The sequence below is a fragment of the Sphaerospermopsis kisseleviana CS-549 genome, assembly GCF_028329225.1.
Classification (GTDB): Bacteria; Cyanobacteriota; Cyanobacteriia; order Cyanobacteriales; family Nostocaceae; genus Sphaerospermopsis; species Sphaerospermopsis kisseleviana.
Map to the genome: position 1 here is coordinate 23,511 of NZ_JAQMTI010000174.1, position 24,225 is coordinate 47,735.

The window sequence follows — 24,225 nt, forward strand, 5'->3', positions numbered from 1 at the left end:
TTTCTATCAAAATATGGGTGGAAAATCTTTATGAAAGTAATTGTTGTATTACCTCCTCTTCTGATAATTGATCTACCTCTGCTAAAATCCTGGCTAGTTCATCGTTTTCTGCTTGCTTAATTTGTTGTTCAGTAACTTTTTGAGCAAGTTCGCCAATGGTGGGATTTTCAAATAAGTAACGCAAAGGAAAGTCAAGAGAAAAGACTTCTCTTAAACGAGAAATTGCTTGAGTAGCTAGTAAGGAATGTCCTCCTAATTCAAAGAAGTTATCATGAATTCCTACTTGTTTTAATTTCAGAACTTCCTGCCAAATATCTGCTAATTCTTGTTCCGTATCGGTGCTAGGTGGAACAAAATCAATTTCTAAATTTCTTTGTGTATGATCGGGAATTGGCAAAGCACGACGATTGATTTTACCATTAGGAGTTAAGGGTAAATTCTCTAAAAATACAAAAGCAGCAGGAATCATGTAATCTGGCAGCTTTGATTTGAGGAAGTTTCTCAAGCTGCTGGGAGTTGGTACATTATCCTGTGCTACCAAATAAGCTACTAATAATTTCTTACCTGGTTCATCTTCCCGCGCCATTACTACAACTTGTTGAATGTCAGGATGTTGATTTAAAACTGCTTCTATTTCTGCTAATTCAATTCTAAAACCACGCAGTTTTACCTGTGTATCAATTCGTCCAATAAATTCTATATTCCCATCAGGTAAACGCCGAACTAAATCTCCAGTTTTATATAGGGTATCTCCTGCAATAAAAGGATTAGAAATAAATCTTTCTCTGGTTAATTTGGGTTGATTTAAGTAACCTCTAGCAACACTCGCACCACCTATATATAGTTCACCCAGAACACCAATAGGAACTCTATGTAAATGAGTATCTAATATATAAACTGTTCTGTCTCCAATGGGTTTACCAATGGGAATAGATTTGAAATTTTCAGCTATTTTTTGAGGAATGGGATAACAACAGGTAAATACTGTGCATTCTGAAGGACCATAAGCATGAATAATTTGGGTTTTTGGTAATAGTTGTAAAGCGCGACAAACATGAGATACAGAAACTGCTTCTCCCCCTGTTAACAGTTGTTTAATTCCTGATAAACCTTGTGGCATTGTATCAATCATGAAATTGAATAATGCGGTAGTCAGAAACAAAGTATTAACTTTTTGTTCTTGAATAATTTGGGTTAATTTTTCTGCTGTAGGAATTTTTTCTGGATAAATTACACAACGTCCACCATAAAGCAATGGTGTCCACATTTCTAGGGTAAGTCCATCCCAAGAAATTGATGAATGTTGTAGCCAAATCTGGTTTTCATCAAGGTGAATATAATCAACCCCAAACATAAAACCTATAAAGCTACGATGGGGAACTTCTGTTCCTTTTGGTGTTCCTGTTGAACCTGATGTATAAATGATATAAGCTAAATTTTCTGGAGTAACTTCACAGGGTAAATTATCTGCTGAATATTGGGCGATAATTTCCCTATCTGTATCAAGATTCACCACTGTTTGATTATTAAGTGGAAGTTTATTTTCTAAATGAGTTTGTGTTAGTAAGATGGGTGTTTGTACATCTTCCAGCATTAAAGCTAGTCTTTCTGTAGGATAAGCTGGATCTAAAGGTATATAAGCACCTCCAGCTTTGAGAATGGCAAGTATTCCGATTACCATTTCTAAGGAACGCTCAACACAAATTCCTACCCTAGTTTCTGGTTTAACTCCTAATGATTTTAAATGATGGGCTAATTGATTAGCACGGTTATTTAATTCTCGATAAGTTAAATGTTCTTGTTTATAAACAACTGCAATATTATCAGGTGTTTTTTCAACCTGTTCTTCAAATAAAACATGAACACATTGATAATTAATATTTTCTTGATTTTGATGATTCTCTAGATGATTTTCTAAAATTATTAATTCTTGTTCTTCTGCTGCACTGAGTAAAGATATTTGTGAAATATTTTGTTGTAAGTTTTCTGCAAACCTTGTTAGCAATGTTTGGAAATGTCCAATCATGCGGACTAATGTTGTTTCATCAAAGGATCTAGTATCATAAACAAATCTACCTCCTAAATGTGAACCAGGGTTAATGACTATTGTTAATGGGTAGTTTGTTCTTTCAAAACAACTCAGATGACTAATATCTAAGGTTTTTTCCTTGTCTTGTTTACTGGAATCTACGGGATAATTTTCAAAGACTAACAGACTTTCAAATAATGGCATCCCTGGGAGAATATCACTTACTTTTTGAATTTCTGCCAGGGGGAAATAACTATATTGTTCTTGTTCTATTGCTTGAGTTTGTAATTCTTGCAGCCAAGATAATATTTGTTTTTGATGATCAATTTTTACCCGGGTGGGAATGGTGTTAATTAATAATCCCACCATTGATTCTATGTTGTCTATTACAGGTTGACGACCGGATACAGTTGCTCCAAAAACTACATCTTTTTCGCCACTGTTTATAGTGAGCGAAGTCGAACTATAGCAGGAAATTAATAAACCCCATGCTCCCTGTACTAAATTATTTAATGTTAAATGATGTTGTCGTGCTGCATTTTGCAATTTTTCAGTTACCGTTTGAGATAATTGAAAACGTTTTTCTTGATATATTCCTTTGCTTCTGTTCCCTGTTAAGAGTTCCCTGTTCCCTATTAAGGTAGGTGTTTCAAAACCTGTTAATGTTTGTTGCCAAAATTGTTTAGCTTTTTCAAGATCCTGTTGTTGTAACCATTCAATATATTCTTTATAAGGTCGAACTGGTGACAATCTTAAATATTCACCCCGTTGATTTGCTTCATAAAAAGCTAAAACTTCTTTGATGATAATTTGCATTGACCAACCATCAAATAATATATGGTGATGACTCCAAATAAATTGATAGGTGTTCTCAGTTAATTTAATGATGGTAAACCGCATTAAAGGAGCTTGATTGAGGTCAAATCGCTTATGGCGATCGCTCTTTAGTAACTCCTCTAAATGCTGTTTTTGTTCATCAGTTGTTAAATGTCGCCAATCTAATTTTTCCCAGGGAAGATCCACTTGCTTACTCACCATTTGCAAGGGTTTTTCTATTTCTTCCCAAAAGAAAGAACTGCGTAATATTGAATGTCTGGCTACAACCTGTTCCCAAGCTTTTTGGAATGCAGCAAAATTCAATTCCCCAGAAAGTATACAAAGTAACTGCTCAAAATAAACTTCTGATTCTGGTGCATAAAGGGTATGAAACAACATCCCTTGTTGCATGGGTGAAAGTTCATAAAGGTCTTCGATACTTTGCATACATTTCCTCTGAGTTGGTGATTGGGGACTGGGGACACTTCGACAAGCTCAGTGCATCGCTGGGGACTGGGGACTTGGAAAGAATTAACCAATTACCAATTACCCATTACCCATTACCTATTTATTTCTTCTTGTTGAGTTTGGCTAGGAATTTATCTAGCTGTTTTTGATTGAGTTTAGCTGCTGAAAAGTCAGATGGGGTATAGCTTTGCTCGTCTTTTGATTGACAGTGATCTATGAGGTTTGTTAATGCTTCCATGAATCCTGAAGCTAACCTTTCAATAGTGTCTCGCTTGTGAATTTTATCACTATACGCCCAAGTCATTTCTAGTTTTCCAGCCCGAATAAAACCGCTAATTCCTAATAGGTGACTACGACGATTTAATCCACTTTGTTCTGATTTAAATTCTTTAGCCTCACCTAAAACTGATGACGCTTTCAGCACTTGATCAAATTGTCCTAAGTAGTTAAAACTAACTTGCGCTGATGGGAAGGAAGCTAATTTTTCAAGGATGCTGGTGTCTGTGTTTAAATATCGCAATACACCATAACCTATCCCCCGGTTGGGAATGCTTCGCAGTTGTTCTTTGACTGATTTTAACGCTTCCCCTGGTTGGTTTTCTTTAATTGCTAAACCCACAGGGAATAATGTTGTAAACCAACCTACAGTTCTTGAAAGGTCTACATCTTCAAATAAGTCTTCCCTTCCATGTCCTTCTAAATCAATTAGTAAAGAATTTTCTCCTGTCCATTGGGCAAAACTCTGTACTAAAGCTGTCAATAAAACATCATTAATTTGGGTATTGTAAGCAGCAGGTACATCTTGTAACAGGGCGCGGGTTTGTTCTTCATTTAACGCCAGTGATACAGATGTAGTTGAGGCTACGGTGTTATTTTCTGCAACCGCAGGCTTGTACTGAGCGGAGTCGAAGTAATAGTCTATTGGTAAAGGTTTGGTGGAAATATTAGATTGATTTACCCAGTAATCTAACTCTTTCACAGCTTGGGTTTGAGCATATTCTGTTAAGCGATCGCTCCAATATTTCCAAGATGTTGTTTTCTCTGGTAATTTTATCATCTGACCCCGGATCACTTGTTGGTAAGCTGTGGCTAAATCTTCCAATAAAATCCTCCAAGACACACCATCAACAGCTAAGTGATGAATGACGACGAGTAAACAACTGGGTTGATTTTTACCTAATTGAAATAATGCAAATTTGGCAATTTTTCCTGTTGCTAAATCCAAACTAGCTTGTAATTCTGGATCTTTAGTTTTTATCGCTGTTTCCTGTTCTGCTGCTGACAGGTGCGATAAATCAAAAATGCTTAATGGTACAGTTTCTTGGACATCGGTGTGGATTTGTTGCCAGTTTTCTCCTTCCTGGACAAATTGCAACCTCAAAGCATCATGTTGTCCCAAAAGTTTTTGTACCACTTCCTGCAATAATTCAGGTTGCAAATCAGCAGGAACTTCTAACAATGCTGACTGGTTAAAGTAATTGATTTCTGGTAATTTCTGCTCAAAAAACCATTTTTGAATCGGTGTTAACCCAACTTTACCAGTGACTAAACCTTGTTCGGCGTTGATTTGGCGAGTCATACCCGCTACAGTCGCTAACTCCCCAATGGTTTGATACCTAAATAACTGTTTAGCGGCAATTTGAATACCCGCCTGATTCGCTTTAGAAACTAGCTGAATACTGAGAATTGAATCTCCACCCAATTCAAAATAATTATCGTGAATGCCAACATTTTCTATTCTCAGCACTTCTGACCAAATCGCCACTAATTTCTCTTCTATTAATGTGCGTGGTGCTGCAAATTTATCTTCATCACTGCGAGAAAAATCCGGTGTTGGTAAAGCCAGATAATCTACCTTTTGGTTAGAGGTCATGGGTATGCTATCTAACACCATGAACGCAGCCGGGATCATGTAATTCGGTAATTTCTGTTTAAGAAACTGGCGCAGTTCGTCAATTGTTGGTTGTGGTGCTTGGGGTACGAAATAAGCCACCAATCGCTTTTGTCCAGTAATTTCTTGATGGGCAATAACAACCGCTTGGGATACTTGGGGATGTTGTCTTAATACTGTCTCAATTTCTCCCAACTCAATGCGGAAACCGCGAATTTTTACCTGATTATCAACTCGTCCCAGGTATTCTAAATTGCCATCTCTTCTAAATCTGACTAAATCCCCAGTTTTATATAATCTGTTATTCCCTTCTGCCTCCTGCCCCCTGCTTCCTGCCTTCTCAATAAATTTCTCTGCTGTGAGTTCAGGACGTTGCCAATATCCCCTAGCTAGTCCTGCTCCCCCAATGTGTAATTCTCCTGGAACTCCTATAGGTACAGGTTGCTGATATTGATCTAAAACGTAAACTTGGGCATTACTAATGGGTTTACCAATGCTCACAGAAGTCGTGCGGTGAGCGAAGTCGAACCGATTTTCCGGGGTGAGGCGTTCTAAGGTAGTTACTACCGTTGCTTCTGTTGGTCCGTAGCTGTTAAATAATTGGGGTGCTGGGGAAAGATGGTCACTGAGCGAAGTCGAAGTGTGCGCTGTGCAATTATGCCAATGTTGCACTTTTTCTAGTTGTACTTCTTCACCACCAATAATTACAGTTCTCAAACTTCCAGGAATGGGTGAGTTTTGGGGTTGCAGTTCTGTTACTAATTGATGCCAGTATGCTGTGGGTAAGTCCAAAACTGTTAACTGCCATTTTTGACAACACCGCCAAAAATCATCGCTGGAGTTGAGCATTTCTTCAGTGCGTAACACTAAGGTTGCACCAACAGCAAGACAGGGGAAGATTTCTTCTATGGATGTATCGAAGCAAACAGAGGCAAATTGTAGAACCTTATCTTGAGCATTGATACCATACTCATCAATGGCAGTGGTGATAAAGTTCAACATTGAACGATGTTCAATCATTACCCCCTTGGGTTTACCCGTAGAACCAGAGGTATAGATAATATAAGCCAGGTTATTTAGCTGAACATCACTAACTGGGTTAGCTGTACTTTGGGTAGCGATTTTCGCCCAATCTGTATCTAAATAAATGGTTTGTCCGCTATAACCTGCCAGTTTTTCCTGGACGGTTCGACTTCCCTCACCGAAATATCTATTTTGTGTAAGTAAAATACCGAGTTGGGTATCTGTGATAATCTCCGCTATGCGTTCTTGGGGATAAGCAGGATCAATGGGAACGTAAGCACCACCAGCTTTGAGAATACCCAATAAACCAGCAATCATTTCTAGGGAACGATCAACACAAATACCTACCAAGGTTTCTGGTTTAACTCCTAAACTTTGCAGATAGTGGGCGATTTTGTTAGCGCGATCGCTCAATTCTCGGTAAGTTAATTTTTTACCATCCTGTTCTACAGCTATGGCATCGGGTGTTAATTCTACTTGCAGTTCAAATAACTTATGGATACACTGACTCTGTGTATTTTCCCTCTCTGTTTGATTGCATTCCCCTAATAATTTTTGTTGTGATGCGGTAATTAGAGGTATTTGGCCAATTCGTTGCTCTGGCTTCGCTACCATCTCAATTAACACCTGTTCATACTGTTCTAGCATCGCTTCCATGCTTTCAGCATCAAACAAGTCGCTGTTATATTCCAAATCCAGGGTAATTCCTTTTGCTCCCGTTTTCGCACCATGCTGGACGCTTTGTTCAAACCGGGGGATAACTAAGAAATCAAGATCAAACTTGGCAGATTTGTTACTAGCTGGTTCATGCAGGATGAAGTCAAAGCCGGGGAATTTTAAATAAGGCTTGGCAGAGTTATGGAAACTAAACATCACCTGAAACAGTGGATTATGACTAAGGTTGCGAACTGGTTTGACCGCTTCTACCACTTTATCAAAGGGTACATCTTCGTTAGCATAAGCTTCCATTGTCATTTGGCGCACCCGATCAAGTAATTCCCGCACTGTGGGATTTCCTGAAACGTCGGTGCGTAAAACCAAGTTGTTAACAACCATACCCATAATCTTTTCGATTTGGTGCATCCGACGATTAGCCACAGCAGAACCGATAAAAATATCATCTTGTCCAATGTAGCGATGCAACAGAATGATAAAAGCTTCCAGCATAGTCATAAACAAAGTTGCACCTTGTTGATGACTGAACACCCTCAGCGATTCGCACAACTCAACAGGTAATTCCATTCTAGCGTGTTCGCCATTATAGGTTTGTTCCTTGGGGCGTGGGCGATCATAAGGTAACTCTAATAATGGGGGAATCCCTGCTAACTTTTGTTGCCAATATAATAATTGGGCTTGAGCTTCTTTTGTTTTTGCCCATTCACGCTGCCAAGTAGCAAAATCTGCAAACTGATATTTTAATTCTGGTAGTGGAGAAGGTTTACCACTAGAAAAAGCCTCATACAGTGTTACTAATTCACTTAAAAAGACATTAAATGACCAGCCATCATGAGCCATGTGATGTTCTACATGGGTGAATATATAATCCTGATCGCTCAACTGAAATACTGCCCATTGCACTATAGGTAGTTGAGTTAAGTCCAAGTGTGTGAGCAGTTCTGCCTCTACTAACTTTTGTGCTTCTATTTGTCGTTCAGGTTCAGGAATGTGCCGCAGATCAACGACTCTAAAAGCGGCTCCTGGATGTGGGTGAATTACTTGATACAGCCTACCATTCACCTCTTGATAAGTTGTACGGAAGATTTCATGCCGTCTGACAATCTCATCTAGAGAACGTTTTAGAGCTTCAAAATCCAGTTTGCCTCTAATGTCCATTGTGGCCTGGAATTGATAGGCGCTGTTTTCTGGTGCTAATTTATGGACAAAGTAAATCCGCTCTTGGGAAAAGGAAACTGGTACAAGTCCTTCATGGGCAATGTGTTGAATAATGGGGCGTTCCCATTGAATTTCTTCACCACCTTGGGTAATGAGTTCGGCTACAGCAGCTATGGTGGGGTTAGCAAATACTTGGACAAAAGATATATTGACTGAGAAAATTTCCCGCGCACGAGAAATCATTTGCGTCACAATCAGAGAATGACCACCCAAACAGAAAAAATTATCATTGACTCCTACTACATCTAGTCCTAATAACTGGGTCCAGAGAGTCGCTAACTGTTCTTCAATAGAGTTACGAGGTGCAACAAAAGCTTCTTCTAAATCGGGGCGTGTGCGAGCAGGAGCGGGCAAACTCCGACGATCAACTTTACCATTGGGGGTCAAGGGTAAGGAGTCCAGCACCATCCAAGCGGCTGGAATCATGTAAGCAGGTAGCTTGTCTTCGAGGAAGCTTTTTAAGGTTGTGGCGGTAACTGGGGATTTTTGATCGGATACAACATAAGCAACCAATCGTTTATCACCAGGAACATCTTCCCGAACAATTACTACTGCTTGTTTTATATCTGGGTGTTGACTTAAAGCTGCTTCAACTTCTCCTAGTTCAATCCGGAAACCGCGAATCTTGACTTGGTTATCAACTCGCCCCACAAACTCAATATTACCATCTGGTAAATAACGCGCCAAATCCCCAGTTTTATACAATTTTGGATTTTGGATTTTAGATTTTGGATTATGAAACGGATGAGAAATAAATCTTTCTTCAGTTAATTCTGGACGGTTCAAGTAGCCTCGCGCTAAACCATCACCACCAATATAGATTTCCCCTGGAGTACCTACGGGAACAGGTTGTAGTTGCTCGTTTAGTATATATATTTGTGTATTAGATATGGGGCGACCAATGGGTAATGTTGTTGCGCCTTCTGGTACATCTTCTACTGGATAAAAACAGGAGTATGTTGTACTTTCAGTCGGTCCATAAACGTGCAATAAATTCTGGGGTGCGCCATTTTTCAAAACTGCTCTAACTGTTTTCGGATCTACAGCTTCACCCCCAAATAATAAGTATCGCAGGTCTTTAAATGCCTGGGGAACAATGTTAGCTAATTGATTAAATAAGGCAGTGGTTAAAAATAAGATGTTAATTTTTTGTTCACTGATGTAATCAGCAAAATACAAGGGTGAAAGGAGAACGTTTTGCGGTACACCGACTAAGGTAGCTCCATGTAATAGAGTTCCCCAAATTTCAAAGGTGGCTGCATCAAATGAAGTATTGGAAGCTTGGGCAGTGCGGTCAGTGGTTGTAAACTGTACATAATTGGTATTACATACTAAGCGATTTACCGCCCGATGGGGTACAGCAACTCCTTTTGGTGTGCCTGTAGAACCAGATGTATAAATCACATAAGCAAGATTTTCTGCTGTGACATTGCTGGTGGGATTTTCTGAATTTTGGCGATCAATTAATTTCCAATTCCAATCTTGATCTAAACAAACTGTTTTTACACTACTTTCAGCAAAGTTTTCCACATACTTTTGCTGAGTTAATAATACTTTTACTTGGGAATCTGAGAGCATGAAAGATATCCGCTCTTTGGGATAGCTAGGATCTAGTGGTAGATATGCTGCACCTGCTTTGAGAATACCCAGTAAACCAACGATCATTTCTAGGGAACGTTCCACAGAAATCCCTACTAAAACTTCTGTTACTACACCTAAAGATTGTAAATAATGAGCTACTTTATTAGCTTGGTAATTCAACTCTTGATATGTAAGTTTTTGCCCATCAAAAACAACAGCAATATTATCTGGAGTTTTTTCTACCTGTCCTACAAATAATTCATGGATGCACAAATGTTTAGGATAATCTACTCTAGTATTATTCCATTCCACCAATATTGGCTGTTTTTCTTGTTCGGTTAAAACGGGCAAATTCTTAAGAGAACTAGTTGAGTTAATCACCATTTCTTCCATGAATTTTGTATATAAATTGATATTTTTAATGTATTAAGAACTGCTGAATATTTGCTGTTTTGATGATTTTTATTATCTTAATGATTGGCTATCATGTTGAAATTTTCTCAAAAACATGACTTTTTTTATTGTTAGATTTGCGAGCATCCCAACTTTGGAAAAATAAACGCCGCTACACCAACAACTCTCTGAAACCCTCTTACCTTTGTGTACTTTGCGTTCTTTGCGGTTCAATCAAATAAAATAAACTTGCACATTTGGTATGCTGCCTTAGATTTGATTTTTAGAGAAATGGCCTTTGAGGTATTAATTAAGGTGTAATCTAACTCAGAGGCCATTTTTATATTATCTCTAATTTTGGTGCGATTTTTTTACCACCAAGGTAGAAATTTAAAAGACACCTTTATTTAGTGACATTTATTTAAGAATGTCACCAAATTTCAGGATGAAATTATGCTTCTACTGCTACTTCTTCATCCTCATCTACAATTTCTACGGTTCTTGGTTCTTCAACTACTTCTGCTTCTGTCGCTGTATTAGCTTCTGATTCTACGTGAGTTGTTAATTTGGTTTTTAGCTCGTCGGAAATGGGTAAATCATTGATTTCTTTGACGAGCGCCCTGATAGATTCGTTTTTAGTCCTTTCTGAATAAACTGCTTTGAGAATAGCTTCAAAACCAAAATCTCCTGTCAGGTCTCCTACTGCTCCTACTAACCCCAGTAAACCTATACCTCCCAGGATGCCAAAGGGTCCCCCTACTGCTGTGAGCGCCGCTACAATAGCAGCATTACTACCTGAGTATGATATTGCCATAACTACAAGAATTATGCCAGGAAGACCTAGACCAGCTAGTTTTCTTACGATTTCGTCCATCATTTTTATCACCTACAGTCCTTAATCTTGTTGGTTAATTGTTGGTTAATTGTTAGTTAAAATTTGCTTGGTGGCATGAGATTGAATTATCTAGACTAAGCAAGATAAGTGTCTCTTGAGAGTAAATCCAGATAGTTTTTAACATTCTCTTTCCTATTCAACCTCAATCTATACAAATCGTCAATTCAATAATTGGTCAGTAAACACTAAAAATCAGGAATTTGATCACAGCCAACAATTCGCTGATGAATTGAAAGCTAAAATATGATTTTGGTATCTAATGATATAATCCTTTATTTTAATTAAAAGCATGATTGTTTTCTATTTTTACAGATGATGTATTTACAGTTCTTAGAGATGGTAAATATTTTTTACTTTCTGATTTTAGATGATCTTGCAATTTTAGTTTTAGCTCCTGGCAAATTGGTAAATTTTGAATTTCGTAGAGTAGCGATCGCAAAGTTTCGGTTTTGCTACGTTCTGAATAAACGGCTTTGATAATAGCTTCAATTCCATAATCTGCAATCAGATCACCTATAACTTTTACCAAACCCAGTAACCCTATTCCGCCAACTATACCAAAAGGTCCCCCTACAGATGTCAGTAATCCTGCGATCGCAGCATTACTACCTGCTGATGCGACTGCTAAAATTAAAATAATGATACCCGGAAGACCTAAACCGGCAAGTTTTTTCACAATTTCATCCACTGTCATCACCTAACATTTTGATATTGTTGTTTTCAATTTTCTGAGTTTTATGAAATTGGAGTTATTGTACACACATAAATTGTAGACACATAAACAGATTTGATACTTGTTCTAATTTTAAGTTAGATAAAATTTACCCCCTTAATTTATTAAATCTGGATTCAGAAATTTGATTTTTCTAGGACTTACGCAAGATGTGACTGAAAACCTTATTCTTGCCTAGGGGTAATTCATGTACCTTGCTTACCGAAGGATATTACCCCTACTTTCGTTCCCTTTTGCGTAAGTCCTGTTTTCATCAGATTTTTTTCAATCAAGAATTAATCAAGATTATGGCTGATTTTGCCTTTTACCGCAGAAATAGCCACCGTTCTAGGAGAGGCTAAATAATTTTTGCCTGTAGGATCGCCACTGCGTCCTTTAAAATTACGATTGGTTGCATAAACCCCCGTTTCTTCTTTGTTTAAAACTCCAAGTCCCGAATTGATACAAGCACCACAACCTGATTTGAGGATCTTTGCACCTGCTTGGGTAAAAATGTCCATATATCCTAATGCTTCTGCTTTTTCCCGAATTTCTACGGAGGCAGGAACAATAAACAAGTTTACACCATCCGCGACTCGGTGATTCTGTAAAACTTCGGCTGCTTGGGCTAAGTCGTATAATTTACCTCCTGTACAAGAGCCAATAAAGGCTTTGGTAATGGGGGTTTCTTCTATCTGGCTAATAGGTACTACTTGATCTGGTTTGGGAGGACGGGCTACTTGCGGCTCTAGATTACTGAGGTCGAATTTATACACTTTTTCATATTCAGCATCGGCATCGCCAACAAATTCTTCAAATTCTTGATCAGAGCGACTTCTAACATAGTCGCGGGTTGTGTCATCGGGAACAATTAAGCCACAGATTGCTCCACACTCAATGGCCATATTAGCAAGGGTCAAGCGTTCATCATAAGGCATTTGTTCGAGTATTGACCCTCTAAATTCCATGACCTTGCTTGTACCACCAGCACAGCCGATTTGTCCCAGGATAAACAAGATAATATCCTTAGCACTGATATGGGGGGGTAGAGTTCCAGATAACTCAAATACCAATGTGGGAGGAACACGAATCCACATATCCCCCATAGCATAGATATTTGCCATGTCTGTAGTCCCCACACCAGTAGAAAAAGCTCCTAATGCTCCGTAAGTACAAGTATGGGAATCTGTACCAGCAATGATCATTCCTGGGCGGACAAATCCTTTTTCTGGTAGTAAAACGTGACAGATACCAGCAGCTTCACCGGGGGAAACTATATCAAATAAATGACATCCTTGCTCTTTGGCAAAGTCTACCATTTCCTGATACATGACATTGGCTTTTTGATCATTGCGAATGTCATTAACTTGGATAAAATGATCTGCTACTAATACTACCCGTTGAGCATCCCACAATTTTGCTTCTTGTCCGTAGTGTTTATAAAATGTTGTGGCTACAGGTCCTGCTACCGCATCATGGGATAAAGCTAAGTCAACTTGAGCAAAAACCACTTCTCCAGGACGGACGTAAGCATTACCAGAGGCTTTAGCAAGGAGTTTTTCTACTAAAGTCATGGGTCTTTGGGGAGTTACGCTTTGAGGAATGGTAATTTTGCCCTGACGACGTTGATGATTAAATGGTATGAGTCCACCTACTTGGGCGATCGCATCCACTACAGGATTTTCCTGTGTTTCCTCTAAAATTTCTAAATTTAAGCCAATATTGATACTATTGCGATAAAAAATTTCTGCAAATGATTTGGCCTGAATTTTTTCAATTCCCGCAGCTTTCAAAGCGACAGGGGCAATTTCTCGACTAGAACCACAGCCAAAATTTTCTCCAGCGACAATTACATTATATTTTAATAACTCTCCTACTCCTATCAAATGTTCTAAAGCATATTGTTTTAAAATATCAGGATCATAGGTTGTAGCTCGATTGGCAGGCATAATATCATCAGTGTTAATATCATCCCCTAAATATAAAACTTTGTTATTTACTTCTTTATTTATAGGACTCATGCAGCACCTCAATTCCTCAATTTTGTTCTAGCTTGTGTAAATTATAAATTTCTTCTAGTAAAAGCTGTATTAATTGTTCGGTATTGACTAATATTTCTTCTCCTTGAGGAGATAAATCCGCCGTCCGATATCCTTGAGCTAAAACTCGATCTTGTGCAGCTACAATTTTCTGGGCAGCTTTTTTTTGCCCCCACTGCTCTAGCATTAAAACACAAGCTCCAATAGTTCCTAAAGGATTAGCAATTCCTTTACCTGCTATATCTGGTGCAGTACCGTGAATTGCTTCGTATAGTCCAAATCCATCGGCATTGAGACTGGCTGATCCTAATAAACCTAGAGAACCAACTAATGCTCCGCCAATATCGCTAAGAATATCTCCAAACAAATTACTGGCTAAAATTACATCAAATCTTTGGGGATTCATCACCATTTGCATGGCTAAATTATCCACTAACATTGGTTCGACCACAACATCAGGAAATGCGGTTGCTTCTTCTTGCACTAAACGAGTCCAAGGCAAATTAGGTAAGGCATTTTCTTTATGAGCTACTGTTAGTTTTCCTCGGCGTTGTTGGGCTTTTTGCAAGGCTTGACGAGCAATGCGTCGTATTTCATGATCGTAATAGAGCATGGTATGGTAGCCATAAGCTCCTTTTTCATCTGAACCACGTGCAGCAGAGCCAAAATAAATTCCACTGACTAATTCTCGAATGACGAGTATATCCAGTCCTTTAATTTTCTCTGGACGTAAGCTAGATTTATGCACCAAACTATCAACAATCGTAATGGGACGTAGATTGCAAAAAAAGTCATAATGTTTTCGCAATTCTAGCAGTCCACCTTGGGTAACTGCACCAAAGACAATGCCATCAGATCCATTACATAGTTCTATCGTAGTTTGGGGAAAGTAACTACCAAATTTTTCTAAGGCGGTTTTACCCAGCCAAGCATAATCTACCTGTACGGTAAATTTTTCTAGGTTAGCTACTTGCTGCAAAACTTTTAAGGAAGCTTCTACAACCTCTGGACCAATTCCTTCACCAGGAATAGCAACAATGCGATAAGACTGATTGCTTAATGACCTCATTTTCCCTGATTTTTTAGTTGATGAGGATTGATCACTGCTGAAATTTTCAACGCTTAACTCCTACTCAATAACAACACTGAAAACATCATGTTTGATAAAATTTGAGAAAAATATGTGTACAATGGTTCACACTAATTCACTCCTCTTTTTTCCCAGACTTTTCCTGAGAATGCAAGGACAGTTAAGACAGTTAAGATTATTTATAATCAATTACAAAAATTAATACTATTATGATAAAATAATTTTATATGGAACTCCCATTTGATTTTTGAGAGCTTGCGTGATAGCAGGGTTATGAACGCTCCAAACCCCTTTAATTAATTCTTGACATTAACAGACATTCCGAAAATCTTGATCTTACCATTGTTTTGACTGATTTTCACTGATGTTAGTTCTTGGTTTAACAAATAAAATCTGCCCATGATACTCACTGAATTATAACGACCATTCTGAGATTTTTTAAGTATTAATGTGGCTTTTTTCTGATTATTAACTCCTTTGAGGATGAGAATATCCCCAAAATTAAAGCTACCAGATGCAGTTAATTTTTCACTATTTACTTTGGCGTTAATGTTGGCAATATTAGAACCCAAAAAATTGAGATTACCTACAATACTAGCTGAATTATTGATATTTCCTTGATTGTCTTTACCAAGGGTAATTGTAGCACCATTGAAGGCTAAAATGCCGAAATCAAAATCATTTTTTGCTTTCAATCCTCTTTCATTCAAGATGATACCTAATGCAGTAAATTTTTTGCCTAAAATAGTTAGATTCCCTAAACCAGAAACTTTTCTCTTGGTTAAGTCAACTTTCAATTTGGGAACATTCAATTGCAAAATATTCACTAAATTCAGAAATACATCTTTGATGAAAATATCTTGAACGTTAAATAATAATTTGCCCTTACCTAACGCTTGATTAAAGGCGGTAATATCTGCTTCACCTGTGGCAATTTGTTGATTTAAATTTACTGTTAACAGGGGAATATTGAGACTTAAAAACCCAAGTAAATTGATTTCCAGATGGTTGATGTTAATACTGTTTTGATTAATATCAAACTTAATACCTGCTAGGGTATTACCTAAGAGGGAAATTTTTCCAAAACCACTACCGCAGCCAGTTTTGATATCTATAATTAAATCATCAACATCAAGACTTATGAGATTAGCTAAATTTAAATCAAAGTTGTTAAAGATCGCATTTGTAGCAGTAATTTCAAATTCTACATTGGCAATTTGGTTACCAAGTAATTCTACATAACCATCTCCCTGAAGATATTGTTCTGTGGGTGTAACTTTTAAGGCTAAATCTAAACTATTATCATCTGCTCCTGTGATTTTGGCAAATCCTAAATCTATTTCAAAAACTTTTAATGAACCACTAATTTTATTTAAACTTATGTTACCTTCCAGAAGTAAAATCGCTTCATGACCCCAAGCGTTGATTTTACCGTTAATTTCTAATCCTTCTGATATGGGTTGACCGGCAATGATTGTAGGGAAGGGAACATATTTAATCAATGGGTTGCGTTTTCCGTCTGCATCTGCATCAACTGATTCAATCTGCAAATTATCTAAGGTTTCTAATAAGGACAATGCTTTGTTAACTAATTCTGTGGAAAAACCTGCTTGTTTTTCAATAAAAGAGGTAACTGGACCTTGCCACAAATCTATTAAACTAACGGGTTGATTAACAGTTAAAACTAATGCTAATCTTTGAGGATCATTAGTATCTATCAGAAATGCTACTTCTATGTCTATTTCTTCCCATCTTAAATCACCAATGAAACCAAAGTTATCAAAGTAAGGTGGTAAATATGTTCCTCCTCCTTGGAATCTGAGATTACGTAGTTCTGTTCCATTCAATCCATAGGGATTATGCCAGGTTTTTTCACCTTGCTGACAAAAATATGCTGTTAAAGATTCAGGTTCGAGGGACAGATTTCCTGCAAGAAATAGTTTAGGTTCATCTTCTTGACTGGGATCATAACCTTGAAGAGTTAAATTTCCCGTTAATCCAAATCTTGGTTGTAAATCAGGATCAATATTTAATTCGAGTAGTAAGTTATTAAAATCTGCTTGCAATGGTGGTTGAGAAAATAAGTTTCTTTGTCCTGCAATATGACCTGTTAAAGATATTTTTCCTGTGGAATTGATGTTAATTAATCCTGCTAAATTACTAATTTCTAAATACTCGTATATAAATTTACTCAGATTTTTGGGAATGGTTTGTAAATCAATATCTCCAATAAAATTCAATCCTTTGCTTAAGTTAATATTACCTAGTTCTTGATGAAGGTAATTATGATCATCATTAGATATAATCAACTCTGCTTTGTCTAAGTTTAAATTACTGATGATCGGAACTGTATTTGTTAGGTTACTAAAACTAAATCCATCATTTAATTGATATTTTAAAATAGGATTTTTACTAAAAACTAATTCTATATTTTGATTATTGAGTAATCCCTGTACGTAAATTTCTATGTTTTGAGCATTTTTATATATTTTACATTTTGGGTTAATTATAATAATTTCATGTCCACCAAATACTTCTGTAATAATTCTCTCGAAGATCACATTTATGTATTTGACTTGACTATGAATGTCAAAAATTTTATCTAAATCTATCTGTACATCATCAAACTCTATGTAATTCTCTGAATCTGATGTTAATAATTTTACATCATCTAAAGCTTCTAGTTTTAATTTGATATCTTCAGGTAAGATAATGGTTGCTAGATCAAGACTATTAGACATAAGTTAAGGTATACGGAGATTAAAGCTAGTGACTATTAGTGTATTTTACCATAGTTCAGTTATGATTGATGTGGAATTTACTGAATAGAGAGTTTTGCATTTTTCATAATTTTCTCGCTTTTCATCATCAAATAGAAATATTAGGATTTGATTGAGACAGGACTTACATAACTGACATTTTGCCATGTGCTTTAATTTTAGCAAATGCGCTAAGATGTGTAAGACGATTATGATTTGCGCTAAGACATATTTACTTGGGGTAGAGGCTGAGAAATCAGAAAATTTGCGGATGACAGATAGATCCAACTATTACCTATTCCCTGTTTCCAGGGGAATAATTTCCAAAGCATTTCCGAAATATGGTAATTTCATATTACAAATATCTATGGAGTAATTTTTTATTATACAGGACTTACGCAAAACAGAATGAACGTAGGGGTAATTCATGCATTACCCCTACGGAAAAATCCGGTTTTTAGTCTTATCTTGCGTAAGTCCTACTATAAATTGTTAAAAACTTTAAACTTATAAAATTTAACTTTAACCAACTTAGTCAATTTTTTGGATTATGGTTTTAACAGAAAATAAAGCAAAAAGGAGACGCGGTGTCCTTTTATCTCCTCAAGGACTACAACGCTTACAAGATGCTATATCATCTTGGGAAATTACAGAAAACCAAGGACAACGCCTCTCTTTAGAGGATTTATCATACCAAACCAAGCTTTCTGCTAAAACTCTTAGCCGCTTATGGTCAGCTAATAAAGGTGTGGACCAAAAAACTTTAAAATTATGCTTTAACACTTTTAATTTAGAACTTAATGAGGAAGATTACATCTTCCTCAAGGAAGATAATGAAACGAAAATATTAGATTGTTTATCAGAGAGTATCTGTTTACGAACAGAAAATCCGTCTTTATGGTCATATCCTGATGGACCAATACCGTTAGATTCTCCCCTATATATTGAGCGTCCACCGATAGAACAATTAATATATCGAGAGGTGACTCAACCAGGTTGTGTGATTAGAATTCTCGCTCCTGGACAGATGGGTAAAACTTCTTTGATACTACGTATTTTGGCTTTTGCAGATTTACAAGGATATCGCACTGTAAATTTAAGTTTTTCCCAGATAGATGCTGATTGTTTCACTGATTTAAATAAGTTTTTACGTTCTTTTTGTAGCCAAATTGCTATCAAACTGGGTATAGCTCCCAATCTTAATGAGCATTGGGATGAAGATTTGGGTTATAAGTTAATCTGTAGTCTTTACTTCCAACATTATATTCTCAAGCAAATTAATAATCCTCTAGTTTTAGTATTAAGTGAAGCTGAACAATTTATTGAATATCCTCAAGTTGCTAAGGAATTTTTTGCTTTGTTGCGTTGTTGGTACGAAGAATCACGACAAAATAATTTATGGAAAAATTTGAGGTTAGTAGTTGCTTATTCAACAGAACAGTATTTTTGTTTAGATATTAATCACTCTCCGTTTAATATTGGACTACCTGTCCGTTTACATGAATTTACTCAGGAACACGTAGAAGAATTAGCTAGGCGATATAGACTAAGGTGGACTGCTGGTAAGGAGTCGGCACAATTGATATCTCTTATTGGTGGTCATCCAGCACTGACACAACTTACTTTGTATTATATTCACTCTGGGGCTATGAGTTTACCAGATTTGATCAAAGAGGCGATCGCCAATGGTGGAATTTATCGCTATCACTTGCAGAACCATTGGGTAAAACTGTTAGCTAATCCTGGTTTAATTAGGACATATACTGAAGTTGTTACCGCTAAAGAAAGTCTGGTTATTGATCCTATCCATGCTTATAAATTGGAAAGTTTAGGATTAATTACCTTTGATGGCGATCGCGTATTACCCCGTTGCCAACTTTATCGGGCTTATTTTACCAAGCAACTATCTATTGTTTGTTAGTCCCCATTGCATAAGCAGTTAGTTTACTCTCAGAGGATGTCTGAAAACTTTTTTGTGTTGCATAAAACACTTGTAAATCCTCCTTTATTCCCCTTAAAAAGGGGAACTTTGATTAATTTTTTGGGGGAATCTGGATAAAACCTGATACTTCTCAGACATCCTCTAACAACAAACTACACAATTCATCTATTTTTTGACTATTTTGATTAATCATCTGCTGGGCGGCTATTTTTAGCTCACGAATATTGCGTAAAGTTGTCTTATCTATTTCTTCTAATTCTGTATCTAAAAATGTTTGAAACCGATAATAAGAACTTGTAGTTTCTGGATTATTAGATGCAAACAAACGCTCTAATTCTCCAGCCACAACTTCACTACTACCATCAAACATAATATTTAAAAGTGGTCTTCCCCATTGCAAAAGTCCCCAATTTTTGACTTCATTATAAGGATAAACACTTGTCAGTGAACCTGTACCCAAGGAAACCATTAAGATATCTTTTGTATCCACAACCCTATTTGCTTCTTGTTTACTACTCATTTTTGCTTCGGCAATAGCTAACTGGGCTGGATTATTCGCAAAAACTCCCCCATCTACTAAAGTATAAAAACCATTATTATTGTGATCAGTGGTAATGCGATGGGGAGGAAAATAAGTAGGAGTAGCACTGGTGGCTAATGCTGCATCTAAAAGCGAAAATCCTGCACATAAATTGCGAGATCTTTGAGATTCTATCTGTTGTTTTTCCCGTTTGTTAGTAAACAATATGGGGATGCGTTGCTCAATATCATAACTGGTGACAAAGACTTCTTTTAAATTATTTTCTATCAGACTATCACCAAAATATTGTTTGAGCATTTCTACTCTGCTGGTAGAAGCATATTTGGGCTGTAAAAATATATCTTCTAAAGGTCCAAGTATTTTTTCAAATAATGGCTCATAAAATATTTCCACTCCATACTCAATAAATAGTTCTGATAAGTCCGCAGCAGTGTATTCAGCCTGGGTTAATTTATCAGCAGTTGCTGTATTTAATCGGGGTTTAGTTAATCCCAGTGCTAAAATTCCCCCAGTGGAAGTACCAGCAATTAAATCAAACAAACTAAATATAGGTTTTTGTGTGCGTTTTTCAATTTCTGCTAATAAAAGTGCAGGAATCATGCCACGAATACCACCACCATCAATGGTAAGTATTTTATATTTTTTCTGGTCTGTTTGATTGATATCTTCTGCTAATTGTTCTTGAGATAATGTAGGTGCTGTTTGGATATTAAAAGTTGCTTCTGGTTGGTTAGTTTTGGTTTCTTCCTCCGCAGGTGATTCTCCCAGAAATGTAATTTGTGTTAAATCCCAACTAGGATTGCCAAACAAATTCCCCTGATAGATATTTGCAGTTTGATTGTTGACAATTGTTCCTTCCCCTTCATCTAATCTCCAATAAGCAACTAATCCTTCTTCATCCCCAACTATTAGCCCAGAACGAAGGTTTTTAATTTGTTCCTGATTACACGCACAATTCCAGACACTAATATGAGCTAATTGTCCTGAAAAATATATATCATTGTGTAAAGTTCCCCCCAGAGTGATCGGACTTGTGGCTTTATTTAAAGTAGAACCTGTAAAATATTCTATGTATTGATTATGATCAAGATATACTGTAATATCACCTTGATTGAAAACAATAGCGAAAAAGTGCCATTCTCCAATGGTTAATTCTCCATTACCCAGAGTTTTGATGAATTTGCTAAATTTTTCATCAATGTAAATATCTAAATTTCCTGTAGGACTAACACCAACTTCAAAATTATCACTGTATCTGTCTGAAGAACGGGCAAAAAAGACATTTCTTGTTCCATAAGTAGTAGCTTCTTTGGTAAGAGAATGGGGATTAATCCATCCTGAAACTGTAAAACCTGAAATCCCTTCAGACAAAACTGGATCAGGATCATTTCTACCAAAATCTATGTAATCATCTTGTCCATCAAAGGTTAAAACCCATTGTTCAATTACTTTGTTTTCCACGGAATTTTTCTCTCCAATTATTTAGGTTAAAAATGGTAAATAGTTAACATTTGAGCAGATTTTTTCTCTCGAATTAGTAATAGTACATGAGGAGTACAGAGAATATAACTTGCTATGATTTTTTTATTAAAATACTGATAGGGCTGATCTGGCTATTTATTTACATAAATTTACAGTATTATACAAATCCCACGTTTTGACGCTACTATCTTGAATCTCTGGCATAACTAACTAAACAAACTACGTCTTAACTAAATATTAAAACATGATTAAATTTGGCTATTCCGGCAATTATTCTAATTCTAATTGATAGTATAACATTTTGAATGAGAGTGTAAATAGACTAAATTGTGGGTGTAAATCCCTGTAGAGAAAATAAATTAATAGGACTTACGCACTGTACAAATTCACCATGATGTGCAATGTGCATGAACGAAAATCCGTTGTTTCAGGCTTTTGGCGATTAACTTCCGATCAATAGCGAACTGCTTGCAGCAGCGATTCGCTATGGCTCAATCAAAAATAATCAAAAAATCACAAAAATAATCAAAAAATCACGTTAAAACGCCCGAAACCCATACCTCATATTTAGTTGTTCCTGGCGTAAGTCCTAATTAAGATTAATCAATTAAAATAATTAATTATTTATTTCTGAAAAGTTAAAATTATTTTATGATTCAAATGGGATTTTCTACTTAAAAGTCTTAACTGTCTGCTTAAATGTTTAAACTGCTCTTGCAGTTGACTGCTAAACCTGAGATTATCTGTTTGCTTAGTAAGTATAAATTTTGCCAACCAATTTAAAAACCATTAATTTTAAGTTAGAATAAATGAATGTTTTACCTTATGATCGGCGTTAAGGCTAAGACACAAGATAATGTGTAATAAACAGATTTATTATACTAGTATCAGTCTTAATAAAACCTTGGATTAAGAATTTGCTTAAATAGCAAAAATCATAGGATTTACGCACTGTGCAAATTAACCATGATATGCATGAAAAATATTTGGTTGTTTCAGGCTTTTGGGGATGAAGTTTATACAAATAGCCATAGCGAAGCGCTGTTGCAAGCAGTTCGCCCAAAAATCAACGAAAAATTACGTTAGAAAGCCTGAAACCCATACCTCATATTTAGTTGTTCCTGGCGTAAGTCCTAAATCATTAAAAAATCAGTTAGCAAAATTTTGTATTTGAGTGTAACTATGACAACAAGTATTAAAAATATGTATCCACTTTCATCGGGTCAAGAAGCAATGTGGTTGATCCACCAAATTGCCCCAGAGAGCGTTGCTTATAATATATTTATTACTGCAAAAATTCGTACTGATTTAAATATTGCCGTTGTGAATCGTGTATGGCAAAAAATTATTGAAAAGCACCCGATTCTGAGAACCACATATACCAATTATGAAGGTAAACCGGTACAGCAAGTTAATCAACAAGAGAATTTTAGTGTTGAGGTAATAGATGCCAGCGAGTGGAGTGAAGAACAATTAGCAAAGAAAATCTATGCCATTGCTGACAGCCCTTTTAACTTAGAACAAGATTCAGTTTTGAGAGTTAATTTATTTAGTCGTTCAGCAGAAGAACACATTATCATGTTGACAATGCACCACATTGCTGGTGATATGTGGACTTTTGACTTACTGCTGAGTGAATTTAGAACCTTATATGTCAGGGAAAATCAGGGAATTAGTCAAGAACAGACAGAAACAGTAGATGCTGTCAGTGGAAAAAAATCTTATGCAGACTTCATTCACTGGCAATCAGAAATGCTATCTAGTTCTCAGGGAGAAAAACTGTGGCAATACTGGCAACAACAATTAGCTGGAGAATTGCCAATTCTGAATTTGCTCCCAGACAGACCGCGCCCCCCAGTAAAGACTTATCAAGGAGCATCATACATAGTCAAGCTAGATGAACAGTTAACTGAAAAACTCAACCATCTAGCTGTAGCATCTAAAACCAGCCTTTATCAGATTCTACTCACAGCATTTTACATCCAACTTTACCGATACACCAACCAAACAGATATACTCATATCCAGCCCAATGAGAGGGAGGACGGGTAGAAGCTTCAAAGAAATTGCTGGTTATTTTGCGAACCTGACAGTTTTAAGAGTTTCAGTCCAGGAAAATGCCACATTCCAAGAATTTCTGGCTCAAGTTAGCAAGACAGTAAAAAAAGCTCAATATCATCAAGATTACCCTTTTGCTTTGTTAGCACAAAAACTCCAGCCACAAAGTAATCCGAGCCTTTCTCCTTTCTCTCAAGTTAGTTTTACTTGGCAACGACATCGTTGGTGTGAACTAACAGAACAATCATTAGATAGTCAAGAACAAGTGCTGGAAATGCAGCCATACTTGCTCGGACATCAAAGGGGTGCAGACTTAGATTTGAATTTAATGGTAATGGAAGCTCAAGGAGTTGTGAAACCTTGCTGGCAATACAACAGCGACTTATTTGATAGTAGGACGATTGAGCGGATGGCGGGAAATTTTATCACCCTACTAGAATCCATAGTAGCCAATCCCCAGGAGTCTATTGCCAAATTACCAATACTGACAGAAACTGAGCAACATCAATTATTGGTAGAGTGGAATAATATTCAAGTTGAATATCCTGTTGATAAGTGCATCCATGAGTTATTTGAAGAGCAGGTAGAGAAAACACCGAATGCAATAGCAGTAG

10 protein-coding genes and 1 pseudogene are annotated in these 24,225 nt (G+C 36.7%); 2 read left to right on the forward strand and 9 right to left on the reverse strand.

The features are described from left to right. Positions 1-28: 28 nt before the first annotated feature. The 8 genes and pseudogenes from PN497_RS14310 to PN497_RS14345 all read right to left on the reverse strand — a co-directional run bounded on the left by PN497_RS14310 (position 29) and on the right by PN497_RS14345 (position 17,571). The gene (locus tag PN497_RS14310; protein WP_096571778.1) at positions 29-3,292 is read right to left on the reverse strand and encodes a non-ribosomal peptide synthetase; all 3,264 of its coding nucleotides are present in this window, start codon (positions 3,290-3,292) and stop codon (positions 29-31) included. 121 nt (positions 3,293-3,413) lie between these two features. After that, positions 3,414-10,094, reverse strand: a complete 6,681-nt coding sequence (locus PN497_RS14315; protein WP_096571779.1) for a non-ribosomal peptide synthetase — start codon at positions 10,092-10,094, stop codon at positions 3,414-3,416. A gap of 451 nt (positions 10,095-10,545) precedes the next feature. Then, positions 10,546-10,968 (reverse strand): hypothetical protein, encoded by a 423-nt coding sequence (locus PN497_RS14320; protein ID WP_096571780.1) that lies wholly within the window; start codon positions 10,966-10,968, stop codon positions 10,546-10,548. A 298-nt stretch (positions 10,969-11,266) separates the two neighbouring features. After that, positions 11,267-11,677 carry a hypothetical protein gene (locus PN497_RS14325; protein WP_272110486.1) on the reverse strand — a complete coding sequence of 137 codons (411 nt, stop codon included), beginning with the start codon at positions 11,675-11,677 and terminating at the stop codon, positions 11,267-11,269. Between the two features lie 320 nt (positions 11,678-11,997). Then, entirely contained in the window at positions 11,998-13,275 is a 1,278-nt protein-coding gene (locus PN497_RS14330) for a 3-isopropylmalate dehydratase large subunit (RefSeq protein ID WP_272110488.1), read from the reverse strand. A gap of 132 nt (positions 13,276-13,407) precedes the next feature. Beyond that, positions 13,408-13,557: pseudogene (locus PN497_RS14335) on the reverse strand (3-isopropylmalate dehydratase); the annotation flags it as partial. Positions 13,558-13,738: 181 nt separating this feature from the next. Beyond that, complete coding sequence (locus PN497_RS14340; protein ID WP_096571783.1) at positions 13,739-14,809, reverse strand: isocitrate/isopropylmalate dehydrogenase family protein; 1,071 nt, start codon at positions 14,807-14,809, stop codon at positions 13,739-13,741. Positions 14,810-15,126: 317 nt separating this feature from the next. Next, positions 15,127-17,571 (reverse strand): hypothetical protein, encoded by a 2,445-nt coding sequence (locus PN497_RS14345; RefSeq protein WP_272110481.1) that lies wholly within the window; start codon positions 17,569-17,571, stop codon positions 15,127-15,129. A gap of 568 nt (positions 17,572-18,139) precedes the next feature. Here PN497_RS14345 and PN497_RS14350 point away from each other — a divergent pair. Continuing rightward, positions 18,140-19,510, forward strand: coding sequence for an AAA-like domain-containing protein (locus PN497_RS14350; protein WP_096571784.1), 1,371 nt, complete (start codon positions 18,140-18,142; stop codon positions 19,508-19,510). Positions 19,511-19,661: 151 nt separating this feature from the next. Here the strand turns inward: PN497_RS14350 and PN497_RS14355 are convergent, their stop codons facing one another. Then, complete coding sequence (locus tag PN497_RS14355) at positions 19,662-21,533, reverse strand: patatin-like phospholipase family protein (protein WP_096571785.1); 1,872 nt, start codon at positions 21,531-21,533, stop codon at positions 19,662-19,664. Between the two features lie 1,203 nt (positions 21,534-22,736). Here PN497_RS14355 and PN497_RS14360 point away from each other — a divergent pair. Beyond that, a partial coding sequence (locus PN497_RS14360; protein WP_272110483.1) for a condensation domain-containing protein occupies positions 22,737-24,225 on the forward strand: 1,489 nt, incomplete at its 3' end.